Source organism: Pseudomonas sp. LTGT-11-2Z (assembly GCF_003691445.1).
Lineage (GTDB): Bacteria > Pseudomonadota > Gammaproteobacteria > Pseudomonadales > Pseudomonadaceae > Aquipseudomonas > Aquipseudomonas monteilii.
This window is the reverse complement of sequence record NZ_CP033104.1, coordinates 743,916-758,226: the sequence shown is the minus strand read 5'-3', so window position 1 is coordinate 758,226 and position 14,311 is coordinate 743,916. Positions and strand designations below refer to the sequence as shown.

General features: G+C 59.6%; 12 protein-coding genes and 1 pseudogene. 3 read left to right on the top strand and 10 right to left on the bottom strand.

From position 1 onward, the window contains the following. Window positions 1-14: 14 nt before the first annotated feature. Window positions 15-284 (top strand): helix-turn-helix domain-containing protein, encoded by a 270-nt coding sequence (locus D8767_RS03435; protein WP_016712303.1) that lies wholly within the window; start codon window positions 15-17, stop codon window positions 282-284. A 538-nt stretch (window positions 285-822) separates the two neighbouring features. Here the strand turns inward: D8767_RS03435 and D8767_RS03430 are convergent. Beyond that, the gene (locus D8767_RS03430) at window positions 823-2,475 is read right to left on the bottom strand and encodes an NAD+ synthase (protein WP_016712304.1); all 1,653 of its coding nucleotides are present in this window, start codon (window positions 2,473-2,475) and stop codon (window positions 823-825) included. 315 nt (window positions 2,476-2,790) lie between these two features. Here D8767_RS03430 and nadE point away from each other — a divergent pair. Beyond that, a pseudogene (gene nadE / locus D8767_RS03425) lies at window positions 2,791-3,099 on the top strand (NAD(+) synthase); the annotation flags it as partial. A 33-nt stretch (window positions 3,100-3,132) separates the two neighbouring features. Here nadE and azu read toward each other — a convergent pair. Then, a complete protein-coding gene (gene azu, locus D8767_RS03420) occupies window positions 3,133-3,582 on the bottom strand; it encodes an azurin (RefSeq protein ID WP_025752457.1) in 450 nt (149 codons plus the stop codon). 349 nt (window positions 3,583-3,931) lie between these two features. Between azu and D8767_RS03415 the strand changes: the two genes are divergently transcribed. Next, a complete protein-coding gene (locus D8767_RS03415) occupies window positions 3,932-4,519 on the top strand; it encodes a TIGR00730 family Rossman fold protein (RefSeq protein WP_025752455.1) in 588 nt (195 codons plus the stop codon). 43 nt (window positions 4,520-4,562) lie between these two features. Here D8767_RS03415 and D8767_RS03410 read toward each other — a convergent pair whose 3' ends face one another. From D8767_RS03410 to rnr, 8 genes are all read right to left on the bottom strand, one after another. After that, on the bottom strand, window positions 4,563-6,863 hold the full coding sequence (locus tag D8767_RS03410) for a YgiQ family radical SAM protein (protein ID WP_025752453.1): 2,301 nt from the start codon (window positions 6,861-6,863) through the stop codon (window positions 4,563-4,565). A 153-nt stretch (window positions 6,864-7,016) separates the two neighbouring features. After that, on the bottom strand, window positions 7,017-8,414 hold the full coding sequence (gene dnaB / locus D8767_RS03405) for a replicative DNA helicase (RefSeq protein WP_025752446.1): 1,398 nt from the start codon (window positions 8,412-8,414) through the stop codon (window positions 7,017-7,019). Between the two features lie 113 nt (window positions 8,415-8,527). Further along, the gene (gene rplI / locus D8767_RS03400; RefSeq protein WP_003249568.1) at window positions 8,528-8,974 is read right to left on the bottom strand and encodes a 50S ribosomal protein L9; all 447 of its coding nucleotides are present in this window, start codon (window positions 8,972-8,974) and stop codon (window positions 8,528-8,530) included. 20 nt (window positions 8,975-8,994) lie between these two features. Then, window positions 8,995-9,858, bottom strand: a complete 864-nt coding sequence (locus D8767_RS03395) for a hypothetical protein (RefSeq protein ID WP_016712310.1) — start codon at window positions 9,856-9,858, stop codon at window positions 8,995-8,997. 33 nt (window positions 9,859-9,891) lie between these two features. Beyond that, window positions 9,892-10,122, bottom strand: a complete 231-nt coding sequence (rpsR, locus tag D8767_RS03390; RefSeq protein ID WP_003249563.1) for a 30S ribosomal protein S18 — start codon at window positions 10,120-10,122, stop codon at window positions 9,892-9,894. Between the two features lie 28 nt (window positions 10,123-10,150). Continuing rightward, window positions 10,151-10,576 (bottom strand): 30S ribosomal protein S6, encoded by a 426-nt coding sequence (gene rpsF / locus D8767_RS03385; protein ID WP_003249557.1) that lies wholly within the window; start codon window positions 10,574-10,576, stop codon window positions 10,151-10,153. 307 nt (window positions 10,577-10,883) lie between these two features. After that, window positions 10,884-11,630, bottom strand: coding sequence for a 23S rRNA (guanosine(2251)-2'-O)-methyltransferase RlmB (gene rlmB, locus D8767_RS03380; protein ID WP_016712311.1), 747 nt, complete (start codon window positions 11,628-11,630; stop codon window positions 10,884-10,886). Beyond that, window positions 11,627-14,212, bottom strand: a complete 2,586-nt coding sequence (gene rnr, locus D8767_RS03375) for a ribonuclease R (protein ID WP_016712312.1) — start codon at window positions 14,210-14,212, stop codon at window positions 11,627-11,629. The genes rlmB and rnr overlap by 4 nt, the downstream gene beginning before the upstream one ends. Window positions 14,213-14,311 lie beyond the last annotated feature (99 nt).

Here is a 14,311-nt window from a genome sequence, read left to right as displayed (position 1 = left end):
TGGATTAAGCGCAAATGGAGCTCAGGCAGGCCTTCGCCCAAGCATTACGGAAGACCCGCAACAGTCGCGGCCTCACGCAAGAAGCCTTTAGCGATGTCAGCGGTCGTACTTATCTCAGCGCCTTGGAGCGCGGCCTTAGAAGCCCTACCCTAGACAAGGTTGTTGAGTTGTCAGAGCGAATGGGCGTCCATCCGCTCAGTCTACTAACCGAGGTTTTTTTGCTAGCTGACGAAGAAAGCGATATCGAAGCGCTTCTTGCCAAGGTCAGAAGCGATCTCTTGTAACAGGTGCTTTTTAGGGGGGGGTCTACGATGCTCAAGACGTCGAGGATCGGCCGCGCTACTCTAGAACGCGTGAAGAGCCTCGGCGGAATGAGTCGAACGAGCTTGCAGTTCCGGTCAGAAACGAAGGCGCCCTCATTTTCGCGGGTTCGGACGCGCCTCTTTCGGAAGATGTGCAGGCAAAGCCGAGAACGACCCTCGCACCATAACCGCGTAGAAATGCTCCCCCCCCCCTCTTAGCACCGAGGGCAGGTAACCACCTGGGCTGCGATCGTTTGGCTAGAGGCCTAGGTGTGGCTATCTAAAACCGCGTAGGGCTCGTGGCGAGCGGGATGGGTAGGCTGGATGAGAATGCTTAATGTCGCTTCGACCCTGTGAGGTCATCGCTGCCTTCTGGAGGCTGGTTCGGAGGTATTGAGGGAACTGGATGTCTCTCCGCCAGGCCCCATCGCGGATGGGGCTGGCTTACCTTTCTTAATGACTCACATTCTTGCGATCTTACCGAGCCCTTTCTGACCTCTTGCTTCAGTGCAGCCAGTAATTACTCACCTATACTCCACTTAGAAGTAATTGGATAACGACGGTCTCTCCCGAACCCCCTCTCAGTTACTCGAGGGCCAACCGCAGCTTGGCGTCGCTTATACTCATTCAAGTCAACAAGCCTAATAACCCTGTACACAATCTCTCTGTCGAAGCCTTCATCAATGATGGCATCTGCGGAATAGTCATGTTCAACATACAACCGCAAGATCTCATCCAGAACAGGATACGGCGGAAGTGAATCTTCGTCCTTTTGATCAGGTGCAAGCTCTGCTGACGGTGGACGGTCAATCACACGTTGCGGGATGACATACCCAAGCGTATTCCTGTATTCACTCAGCTTGAATACAAGCGTCTTAGGGACATCTTTCAATACATCGAACCCACCGGCCATGTCACCATAGAGCGTCGCATACCCAACAGCCATCTCACTCTTGTTACCAGTGGTCAGCACCAAGTATCGTTTCTTATTGGAGATGGCCATGAGAATCACACCACGACAACGAGCCTGTAGATTCTCTTCCGTGGTATCTTTCGCCAATCCAGCAAACTCAGATGCCAAAGTATTGAGGAAAGCCTCAACCATCGGCTGAATAGGCATGACGCTGTATTTAACCCCCAGCAAATCCGCTTCTTCTTGGGCATCGTCCTGACTTATTTGTGCAGTATAGTGATACGGCATCATTACCGCTTCAACATTCTCTGCACCCAACGCATCAACAGCTACAGCCAAACTCAATGCCGAATCAATACCACCTGACAGGCCAAGTACTACTCCCTTAAAGCCGTTGCGCTGTACGTAGTCCCTCACGCCAGTTACAAGCGCTTGGTAAACGCTAGCTTCGACGCTCAGCAGCTCTGACTTTTCACCTGAAATCGGTGTAACTTTTTTGCCGTCGTTCTTAAAGTCAACCGAGTGTAGACCTTCTACGAATGCCGGAGCACGCTGGATAACTTGGCCATTACCGTCGACAACAAAGCTATTACCGTCGAAGACGAGCTCATCCTGGCCGCCGACTTGGTTGACGTAAACCATTGGAATCAAGCACTCATTTGCTCTCTGAGCCAAGAGCTCTTCACGCTCAGCTTGTTTACCTCGATGGAACGGCGAGGCGTTCAGCGTCAGCATAAGTTGTGCGCCAGCATTACATGCTAGACGCAGTGGCTCAGGGAACCAAATGTCCTCGCAGATACCAAGCGCTATCTTCACCCCGAATAAATCAACGACGCAGGGCTCGTGTCCAGGTACAAAGTAACGCTTCTCGTCGAACACACGATAGTTTGGAAGCTGCTGTTTGTAATAGCGCGCTACCTCTTGCCCATCTGCGAAAATCCCGCAGCTGTTGTAGCGATGACTTTGAAGTTCTTCGTGGCCGGAGCCTTCCTCTACCCACGGAAAGCCGACCACGATCGCAATACCTTGAGCAGCGCTTTTAATTTTCGCTAGAGCTTTTTCAATTCGATGCTGCATGCTAGTTCGCAGCAGCAAATCTTCCGGCGGATAGCCGCAGAGAGTTAGTTCGGGGAAAACGATGATTTGGGCATTGAGCTCATCACGGGCCTTCCTCGCCGCTTCGATGACCTTTTCGACGTTACCTTGAATATCCCCTACCCGGATATTCAACTGAGCCATTACCACTCTCAAACTCTGCATGGTTCCTCCTACGCCTTGAGCGGGATTGCAAGATGCAGCGCTTGTCCGGACGGGAGGGGTGGCGACCAGGTGGGGATCTGGGCTTCGGAAGGGAAGCTCTATGGTGGCCATTTACTCGGAGCCGGGAGCGGCATCTTGCTGTAAATCTCACCATTATGCCCTAACCTTCCAACCAGTTTTGAAACCGTTGCACAACTGCCTCGAAAAAATTTACACTTTTTTTGGAGTTGTGCACTCGTGATTTTTGCACAACCTCTCACCTTATATACAAGCCTTTCTGAGACGTGTGTTGTGCACTTTCAAGGGGGGTAGAACCTACTGGGCTTCTTTACCAAGTTTGGTGATGGTGCCTGCGACCTGGCGCCGCTGAGCGGGCTGGTGAAAAACCAGGTACGGGCCATTGCGCGCAGCTTTGGTGCGCCGGAGTCACTGGTGGAGAAGGTGCCGACTGCAGACCTTGAAGACCTGGCGCCGGGCAAGCCGGACGAAGCGTCCCATGGCGTGACCTACCAGCAGATCGATGCCTTCCTGCATGGTCAGCCGGTTGATCAGGCGGCGTTCGACATCATCGTTGCCACCTACCGCAAGACCCAGCACAAGCGCGAACTGCCGTTCGCCCCTTGAAGCTAAGGGGCCGCCTTGCGGCCCCTTACCCGCTTACTTGACGACGACCTTGCCCTTCATCATCGAGATGTGGCCCGGGAAGGTGCAGAAGAAGCTGTAGTCACCACCGGCTTCCAGCTTGGTAGCGTCGAACTTCACTTCGGTTTCTTTCTCAGGCGCACCGATCATCTTGGTGTGAGCGATGATCGCGGCGTTGTCAGCCTTGATGTAGTCCTTGTCCAGGCCCTGGCTCATGCCTTCGGTAGCAATGCCCTGCATGTCGGCAGTCTTGCTGATCACCAGATTGTGGCCCATCACGTTCTTCGGCAGGTTGCCCGAGTGGGTCAGTTTGACGGTGAATTCCTTGCAGCTCTTGTCGACGGTGATTTCCTTGGTGTTGAAGGACATCTGGTCGGTCGAGTCGACAGTTACCGAGCACTCGGCGGCGAAGACAGAGGCGCTGGCGAGGGTCAGCAGGGATACCGCTACAGCTTTCGCAAACATCATGAATCTCCTTGGCAGGGTTTTATCAATTGCGAGACTGCCTGAAACCGTTCAGCCCCTTGCTGATATGGGTCAAGGGGGTGTCAAGAGGCCAGCCAGTAGAATTGTTCAATGGATTGTATACAACCAATCTAAGGGCACATCATGCCCTTTTATTAGACGATGGGACAACCTCTCATTTAGGAGCAATACCAAATGCCCATCTCTGCCTTCATCAATAGCCTGCTCGCCGCCTATGCCCACGGGGCTACCGGCGCCATCTGCGAATTCTCCCGCCCGGAATGAACGCGGCCTTGGAAGCAACGGGCATGCGCCGTACCCTGTGCACCTGAGTGACAGGAGATGAGCAATGCCCGTACGTTCCGTTTGTGTGTTCTGTGGTGCCAGCATTGGCGCCAACCCTGCTTACCGTGAAGCTGCCGTCGCGCTCGGCCAGGCCATTGCCCGCCGTGGGCTGACCCTGGTGTATGGCGGCGGCGCCGTGGGCCTGATGGGCGTGGTGGCCGACGCGGCCATGGCGGCAGGTGGCGAGGTGGTCGGCATCATCCCGCAAAGCCTGCTGGACGCTGAAGTCGGCCACAAAGGCCTGACGCGCCTGGAAGTGGTCGATGGCATGCACGCGCGCAAGGCACGCATGGCCGAGCTGAGCGATGCCTTCATCGCCTTGCCGGGTGGGCTGGGTACGCTGGAAGAATTGTTCGAGGTATGGACCTGGGGGCAACTGGGCTATCACGCCAAGCCGCTGGGGCTGCTCGATGTGAACGGCTTCTACGACAAGCTGGGCGGGTTCCTCGACCATATCGTCGAAGAAGGCTTTGTGCGGCAGCAACATCGGGCGATGTTGCTGCTGGCGCAGCAGCCGGATGAACTGCTGGATGGCATGGACAGCTTCATTGCGCCGGTGGCGCCGAAGTGGGTCGACAAGAAGCCTGATTGACCTTGAGATTTCGGGGCTGCCTTGCAGCCCCGAAATTCATCAATCAGCGCGGGATCACTGGCTGACGCGGCTTCTTGTTGCCCTTGCCACCCTTGGCTGCTTCCTTGCGCTCTTTGGCCGCCTTCTCGTTACGCGCAAACGCCTCGGCCTTGGCCTTCTCGCGTTTGTCCCACGGCTTGCTGCCATCGCTGGCACGCGGCGGCAGGCCGGTGTGCTGGGTAAGGATCTTCTGATCCTTGCCCACCTTGTGGCTGCCCGCCGGCGTCGAGTTTTTGCGGCGTGCGCTCTGGTAGGTATCGGTCTGCGGCTGGTGCAGCGGGATCAGTTGGTGCTTGCCCGGCCCGATCAGGTCGGCACGGCCCATGCGCTGCAGCGCCTCACGCAGCATCGGCCAGCCTTTCGGGTCGTGGTAGCGCAAGAACGCCTTGTGCAGGCGGCGCTGCTCGTCGCTCTTGACGATCTCAACCCCTTCGCTCTTGTAGGTCACCTTGCGCAGCGGGTTCTTGCCCGAGTGATACATGGCCGTGGCCGAAGCCATCGGCGACGGGTAAAACGCCTGCACCTGGTCGGCGCGGAAGCCGTTACCCTTCAGCCACAGGGCCAGGTTCATCATGTCTTCGTCAGTGGTGCCCGGGTGCGCGGCGATGAAGTACGGGATCAGGTACTGTTCCTTGCCCGCCTCTTTCGAGAACTTCTCGAACATGCGCTTGAAGCGGTCGTAGGTGCCGATGCCCGGTTTCATCATCTTGTCCAGCGGGCCACGCTCGGTGTGCTCCGGGGCAATCTTCAGGTAACCGCCCACATGGTGGGTAACCAGCTCCTTCACGTACTCCGGCGACTCGACGGCCAGGTCGTAACGCAGGCCCGAGGCGATCAGGATCTTCTTCACACCCGGCAAGGCACGGGCCTTGCGGTACAGCTCGATCAACGAGCTGTGGTCGGTGTTGAGGTTTTCGCAGATGCCGGGGAACACGCACGACGGCTTGCGGCAGTGCTTCTCGATATCGTGGCTCTTGCAGGCGATGCGGTACATGTTGGCAGTCGGGCCACCAAGGTCGGAGACCACGCCGGTGAAGCCCGGCACCTTGTCGCGCATCTCTTCGATCTCATTCAGGATCGACTCGTGCGAGCGGTTCTGGATGATGCGGCCTTCGTGCTCGGTGATCGAGCAGAAGGTGCAGCCACCGAAGCAGCCACGCATGATGTTCACCGAGAAACGGATCATCTCGTAGGCCGGGATGCGCTCCTTGCCATAGGCCGGGTGCGGCACACGGGCGTACGGCATGCCGAACACATAGTCCATTTCTTCGGTGCTCATGGGGATGGGCGGCGGGTTGAACCACACATCCACTTCGCCGTGCTTCTGCACGAGGGCGCGGGCGTTGCCCGGGTTAGTCTCCAGGTGCAGCACGCGGTTGGCGTGGGCGTAGAGAACCGGGTCGTTACGCACCTTTTCGAACGACGGCAGGCGGATCACCGATTTTTCACGGGTCACGCTCGGGCTGTCGAGAATCTGCACCACTTTGGCTTCGTTCGGGTCTTCCTGGTCGCCCTTGGCCTGCTCGATCGCGCAGGCCTGGGTGTCCTGGGTGTTCACGTACGGGTTGATGATCTTGTCCACGCGGCCTGGACGGTCGATACGTGTGGAGTCGATCTCGTACCAGCCTTGCGGTGTATCACGGCGCACGAAGGCAGTGCCGCGCACGTCGGTGATGCTTTCGATTTTCTCGCCGTTGGACAGGCGCTGGGCCACTTCGACCACCGCGCGCTCGGCGTTGCCGAACAGCAGGATGTCGGCGCTGGCGTCGATCAGGATCGAGTGGCGGACCTTGTCCTGCCAGTAGTCGTAATGGGCGATCCGGCGCAGCGAAGCTTCAATACCGCCGAGTACGATCGGCACGTGCTTGTAGGCTTCCTTGCAGCGCTGGCTGTACACCAGGCTGGCGCGGTCCGGACGGCTGCCGGCCAGGCCACCAGGGGTGTAGGCATCGTCCGAACGCATCTTCTTGTCTGCGGTGTAGCGGTTGATCATCGAGTCCATGTTGCCCGCGGCCACACCGAAGAACAGGTTCGGCTCGCCGAGCTTCATGAAGTCGTCTTTCGACTGCCAGTTCGGCTGGGCAATGATGCCCACGCGGAAACCCTGGGCCTCCAGCAGGCGGCCGATGATGGCCATGCCGAACGACGGATGGTCGACGTAGGCATCACCGGTCACGATGATGATGTCGCAGGAATCCCAGCCGAGCAGATCCATCTCCTCCCTGCTCATTGGCAGGAAAGGTGCTGGCCCGAAGCATTCGGCCCAGTACTTGGGATAGTCGTAGAGTGGTTTGGCTGCTTGCATGTCAGTGACCGGTTCTGGTGTGCAGGGAAATCGCGGGCGCGGAATATAGCACAAATTTTGACCAAATCCGACGGTGGTTGTCGGATTCATTGGGAGCATGGCGACCCCTATGGGAGCGGGTCTGCCCGCCCCCACAGGTTGCTGAGTTCGCCTTTATTCGTCGTCGTCGAAGTTGTACATACCCGGCGCGAGGTTCTCGAAGCGGGTGTACTTGCCGATGAACGCCAGGCGTACGAAGCCGATGGGGCCGTTACGCTGCTTACCGATGATGATTTCGGCCACGCCCTTGTGCTCAGTCTCGGGGTGGTACACCTCGTCGCGGTACACGAACATGATCACGTCGGCGTCCTGCTCGATTGCACCAGATTCACGCAAGTCGGAGTTCACCGGGCGTTTGTTCGGGCGCTGTTCCAGGGAGCGGTTCAGCTGCGAGAGGGCGATGACCGGGCAGTTGAATTCCTTGGCCAGGGCCTTGAGCGAGCGGGAGATCTCGGAAATTTCGTTGGTCCGGTTGTCGCCGGCCGACCCCGGAATCTGCATCAACTGCAGGTAGTCGACCATGATCATGGCAATTTCGCCATGCTCACGGGCCAGCCGACGGGTACGGGCGCGCATTTCCGAGGGGCTAATACCGGCGGTATCGTCGATGAACAGCTTGCGGTCGTTGAGCAGGTTCACCGCCGAGGTCAGGCGCGGCCAGTCATCGTCGTCCAGCTGGCCGGAACGCACCTTGGTCTGGTCGATACGGCCCAGCGACGAAAGCATACGCATGATCAGCGATTCGCCTGGCATCTCGAGGGAGAACACCAGCACCGCCTTGTCGGTACGCAGCACGGCATTTTCCACCAGGTTCATGGCGAAGGTGGTTTTACCCATCGACGGACGGCCCGCGACGATGATCAGGTCGGCAGCCTGCAGGCCACTGGTTTTTTCATCCAGGTCGGTAAAGCCGGTGGACACGCCGGTGATATCGCTGTCGGAGTTGAACAGCGTATCGATACGGTCGATGGCCATGGTCAACAGTTCGTTGACGCCGACCGGGCCGCCGGTTTTCGGCCGCGCCTCGGCGATCTGGAAGATCTGCCGTTCGGCATCGTCGAGGATTTCTTCGGCGTTACGCCCCTGCGGGTTGAAGGCGTTGTCGGCGATGTCGGTACTGATGCTGATCAGTTGGCGCAACGTGGCCCGCTCGCGAATGATCGCGGCATAGGCCTTGATGTTGGCCACCGACGGGGTGTTCTTGGCCAGCTCGGCCAGGTACGCCAGGCCGCCGATTTGCGATGAGAGGCCTTCTTTATCCAGTTGCTCGTGCAGGGTCACCACGTCGAATGGCTGGTTGGCGTCGGCCAACTTGTGCACGGCACGGAAAATCAGGCGGTGGTCATGCCGGTAGAAGTCGCCATCCGACACCTGATCCAGCACACGCTCCCAGGCGTTGTTGTCCAGCATCAGGCCACCGAGCACGGCCTGTTCGGCCTCGATGGAATGCGGCGGCACCTTCAGGGCTGCGGTTTGCAGGTCTAGCTGTTCGGAGGTGGTGATCTCGTTCATGGCCACGAAAGAATTCTGGAGGATGAAAAAGACAAAGGGCACGGCCTGTCGAAAACAGGACCGTGCCCGATGTTAACCGCCTGGCTCGCAAGGAGCCAGCCAGTCAGCGCAGCTTAGGCAGCTACGACAACCACGCGTACGGTGGCTTCAACGTCGCTGTGCAGGTGCACGGCTACGTCGTATTCGCCAACCTGACGGATGGTGCCGTTCGGCAGACGAACTTCAGCTTTGGCCACTTCAACGCCGGAGGCGGTCAGGGCGTCAGCGATGTCGTGGGTGCCGATCGAACCGAACAGCTTGCCTTCGTCGCCAGCGGTGGCAGTGATGGTCACTTCCAGCTCGGCCAGTTGGGCAGCGCGGCTTTCAGCCGAAGCTTTCTTGTCAGCGGCTGCTTTTTCCAGCTCGGCGCGACGCTCTTCGAACGCAGCCAGGTTGGCGGCGTTGGCAACGGTGGCCTTGCCGAATGGCAGCAGGAAGTTACGGCCGTAACCAGCCTTAACTTTTACTTTGTCGCCCAGGTTGCCCAGGTTAGCGACTTTTTCCAGCAGGATCAGTTCCATTTGGTAAAACCTCTTAACTTTTAACCTTCACCGTTCGCGGAGTCATTCCCCTTGGGGGACTTGCGACCGCGAAAATCAATCAGGCTGTCGACAATGGCCAAAACCACCAGCAACGGATAAATCAGCTGCATGATCAGCGGCAGCGTCACGTACATACCCACCAGCCAGAAACCGGCCAGTCGGCCCTGTGCCACCAGCCCGTGCATCAAGGCGATGCCGGCCAGCACCAGAACCAGGCTGGAAGCCGATGCCAGTATGATGAACTGCGGGCCGATAAACGGCGCCACCACCATCACTGCCACCAAGACCGCCATGGTCTGTTTCGGCAACTTCAGTTCGCGAAACTCGCGACCGAAGCCTCCAGGGTTGTACAACGCTGCCTGCCAGTAGCGCGCCAGCATTAACGCCAACACACTGAACAATTGCACCGTCACTGCTGTGGAAGCGACCAGCACAGGGCGGATCAGCTCACCGGAGAGCACCGGTTGCCCTTCGATTTTCGGCATGGCCTCGGCAAACGCCTTGGCCAGCACATCGAAGGTTTGCGCCAGCGCCAGATCAAGCACGAGGCTAAACGCCACGGCGAACACGGCACTGGCCAGCAACACCCGGCTCCAGGGATGCTCGGCACGCAGCATGGCGGCCAGGGCCAGGGCACCCGCAATCACCAGAAAGGTGATGGGATCGCCCATGACCCACACGGCCAGCCCGGCCAGCAGGCCGCCGACGATGACCGTTGTAGCATCCTTGAACCCACGCCGCAGCAGCACAAGGCTGCTGGCAGCGGCACTCAACCAGAACAGCAGCGGCAGTACCGCGCTGATGACCACCACCAGGGTGGCCTGCACACGACCGCGCATGATGAAACTTGCTAACGCTCGCATGCTAATCCCTTACTGCTTGTCGACGACCCGGTCTCAGCGGCCGTGGCTGTCGGTGTAGGGCAGCAGGGCCAGGAAGCGGGCGCGCTTGATAGCGGTAGCCAGCTGACGCTGATAACGAGCTTTGGTACCGGTGATACGGCTTGGAACGATCTTGCCGGTTTCGGATACGTAAGCTTTCAGGGTGTTGAGATCTTTGAAGTCGATCTCTTTCACGTCTTCAGCAGTGAAGCGGCAGAATTTACGACGACGGAAGAAACGTGCCATTTAATAGGCTCCTCTAAAGGTCCGTGGATTACTCGTCAGCGTTATCGCTGGAGTCGCTGTCATTGCTGTCGTCGCCTTCGGCGGAGTCAGCATGCTCAGGACGCTCGCGACGCTCACGGCGCTCGCTGCGGTTCTCTTCAGCCTTCAGCATCTCGGACTGGCCGGTAACGGCTTCGTCGCGACGGATGACCAGGTTACGGATAACGGCATCGTTGTAGCGGAAGTTGTCTTCCAGCTCGGCCAGGGCCTTGCCGGTGCACTCAACGTTCAGCATCACGTAGTGAGCCTTGTGAACATTGTTGATTGCGTAGGCCAGTTGACGACGGCCCCAGTCTTCCAGGCGGTGGATTTTGCCACCATCTTCTTCGATCAGCTTGGTGTAACGCTCAACCATGCCGCCGACTTGTTCGCTCTGGTCCGGGTGAACCAGGAAGATGATTTCGTAATGACGCATGAATGCTCCTTACGGGTTAGTAGTCTGCCAGGAAATCTGGTCAGACAAGGAGTGAATGACACTGTATGTCTTGCACGGAGGGGAGGCACATGAGCGCCTGCCAGCTCGGCAAGGGGCGCAATTGTAGAGAAGGCGGGGCGTACAAGCAAGGAGATTGGTGAATATTTGAACAGCCTGAAACATATTCTCAGGCTACCGGCCCTTTCGCGGGTAAACCCGCTCCAGCAGGGATCCCACAGCCTTGAAGACAGTGAAAATCCTGTGGGAGCGGGTTTACCCGCGAAGAGGCCGGAACAGGCTTACGCGATCAGCGCTTGGCTTGCCGCTGGCGCACCGCTTCGAACAGGCAAACCCCGGTCGCTACCGAAACGTTCAGGCTGCTGACGCTGCCGCCCATCGGCAACTTCACCAGGAAGTCGCAATGTTCACGGGTCAACCGGCGCATGCCCTTGCCTTCCGCGCCCATGATCATCACCAGTGGCCCGGTCAGGTCCTGCTGGTAGATCTCCTGCTCGGCCTCGCCGGCAGTGCCCACCACCCACAGGCCACGCTGCTGCAGCTTCTCCAGCGTACGCGCCAGGTTGGTCACGGCCACCAGCGGGATCACCTCTGCCGCACCGCAGGCCACCTTGCGCACAACCGGCGTCAGGGTGGCCGACTTGTCCTTGGGCACGATCACAGCCGTGGCACCCGCCGCATCGGCCGTGCGCAGGCACGCGCCGAGGTTATGCGGGTCGGTCACACCGTCCAGCACCAGGATCAGCGGCGGCGTTTCGGTGCGCTCAAGCAACTCTTCGAGCATCAACTCGCCCCATACCTGGCTTGGGCTGACCTCGGCGACCACGCCCTGATGCACACCTTCTACCCAGGCATCCAGCTCACGGCGCTCGGCCTGACCGACCGGCACGCGGTTTTCCGCCGCCAGCGCCAGCAAGGTTTCCAGGCGTGGCTCGCTGCGCCCTTCCGACAGCCAGATCTGCTTGACGCGCTTCGGATGGTGCTTCAGCAATGCCTGCACGGCGTGCACGCCGTAGATCTTTTCCAGCTGACTCATGACTTGCTCTTGCTCTTGCGTGGCGCACCGGACTTCGGCGGGCCTTTACGGTGCTTGGTCGGCTTGCCGGAACCGGAGGCCTTGCCACCTTTGTCCGACTTGCTGCTGGCATGGCCGCCACTGCGTGCCTCGCTCATCAGCGCCTTCTTCATTTCGCGGCTCTTGCGCACTTCGGCGTTACGCTGCACGGCGTCTTTCGGGAAGTACGCCTCGGCGGTTTCGCTCTTGCGGCTACGCGGTTTAGGCGTGGCTTTCGCTTCGGTTACCGGCTGCTGTTCAACCTTGTCGGCTGCTGGCGCGGCGCCGCGCTGCTTGCGGCCGATCGGTGCGGCGAGGGTTTTTTCCGACACCTCGAAGTCGATCTTGCGCTCGTCCAGGTCAACACGCATGACCTTGACTTCGATGGTGTCGCCCAGGCGGAAGCTGCGCCCGGTGCGCTCGCCCGACAGACGGTGGTGCACAGGGTCGAAGTGGTAGTAGTCGCCCGGCAGCGCACTGACGTGCACCAGGCCCTCTACGTAAATGTCGGTCAGCTCGACGAACAGGCCGAAACCGGTCACGGCGGTGATCACACCCGGGAAGGTCTCGCCCACGCGATCCTTCATGAACTCGCACTTGAGCCAGTTCACCACGTCACGGGTGGCTTCGTCGGCCCGGCGCTCGGTCATCGAGCACTGCTCGCCGAGTTGCTCCAGGGTGTTCTCGTCGTACGGGTAGATACGCGCCTTGGGAATGCTCATGGCGCCAGCACGCTTGACGTGCGGGGTATCCACCTTGGAACGGATGATGCTGCGGATGGCGCGGTGTACCAGCAGGTCCGGGTAACGGCGGATCGGCGAGGTGAAGTGGGTGTACGCCTCGTAGTTCAGGCCGAAGTGACCATTGTTCTCGGTGCTGTACACGGCCTGGCTCAGCGAACGCAGCATCACGGTCTGGATCAGGTGGAAGTCCGGGCGCCCGGCGATGCTTGCCAGCAGGGCCTGGTAATCCTTCGGCGAAGGGTCCTTGCCTTTGTGCAGGCTCAGGCCCAGCTCACCGAGGAACGCGCGCAGCTTTTCCAGGCGCTCCGGCGGCGGGCCGTCGTGAACGCGATACAGGGCTGGCACGCCGTGCTTTTGCAGGAACTCGGCGGTGGCCACGTTGGCCGCCAGCATGCATTCCTCGATCAGCTTGTGGGCATCGTTGCGCACGGTCGGGCGGATTTCCGCGATCTTGCGCTGGTCGCCGAAGATGATGCGGGTTTCCTGGGTTTCGAAGTCGATGGCGCCACGGGTGTGACGGGCATCCACCAGCACCTTGTACAGGTTGTACAGGTTCTTCAGGTCCGGTACGACTTCCTTGTATTCCTCGCGCAGCGCCTTGCCTTCGCGGGTGCGGGCGTGCTCGAGCATGCTGCTGACCTTGTTGTAGGTCAGGCGGGCATGGGAGTGGATGACACCTTCATAGAACTGGTAGTCGACCATCTGGCCGGCTTTGTTCATGGTCATTTCACAGACCATGGCCAGGCGGTCGACGTGCGGGTTCAGCGAGCACAGGCCGTTGGACAGCTCTTCGGGAAGCATCGGCACTACACGCTCGGGGAAGTACACCGAGTTGCCGCGCTGCTGAGCCTCGACGTCCAGGGCCGAGCCCAGGCGAACGTAGCTGGACACGTCGGCAATCGCCACATACAGGCGCCAGCCACCGGAGAACAGGCGCAGCTTGCCCAGCGGTTCGCAGTAGACGGCGTCGTCGAAGTCCCGAGCATCCTCACCGTCGATGGTGACGAACGGCAGGTGGCGCAGGTCGACGCGCTTCTCTTTGTCCTTCTCTTCGACTTCGGAGCGGAACTTGCGCGCTTCCTTGACGACAGCATCAGGCCAGACGTGCGGAATATCGTAGCTGCGCAAGGCAACGTCGATTTCCATGCCCGGCGCCATGTAGTTGCCGATGACCTCGACCACGTCGCCTTGCGGCTGGAAGCGCGGGGTTGGCCAGTGGGTGATCTTGATCTCGACGAACTGGCCGATCTTCGCGCCGCCGTTACGCCCGGCGGTCACCAGCACTTCCTGCTGGATCTTCGGGTTGTCCGGGGTTACGTAGCCAATGCCACCTTCTTCGAAGTAACGGCCGACCACGCTTTCGTGGGCACGGGAGATGACCTCGACCAGCACACCTTCGCGGCGGCCACGGCGGTCGACGCCAGAGACACGGGCCAGGCCGCGGTCACCGTCGAACACCAGGCGCATCTGCGACGGGCTGAGGAACAGGTCTTCGCTGCCGTCATCGGGAATAAGGAAGCCGAAGCCATCGCGGTGGCCGGAGACGCGACCACAGATCAGGTCCAGCTTGTCTACCGGGGCATAAGTGCCACGCCGGGTATAGATAAGCTGGCCGTCACGTTCCATGGCACGCAGGCGGCGGCGCAGGGCTTCGATCTGGTCTTCTTCGTACAGACCGAACTCGGCCGCCAGCTCCTCACGCGCGGCCGGTTCGCCACGGTCGGCGAGGCGCTGCAGGATCAGCTCACGGCTGGGGATAGGGTTGTCGTATTTTTCCGCTTCGCGAGCGGCCTCGGGATCGAGGGATTGCCAATCGGCCATCAGAAGGGGTTCACCTTGGGGTATATAGATAGGAATTCTGGCATAGGCGTATTGAAACCGGAAATGTCAGCCTTGGACAGCCCCACCGGCGCTTCCGGC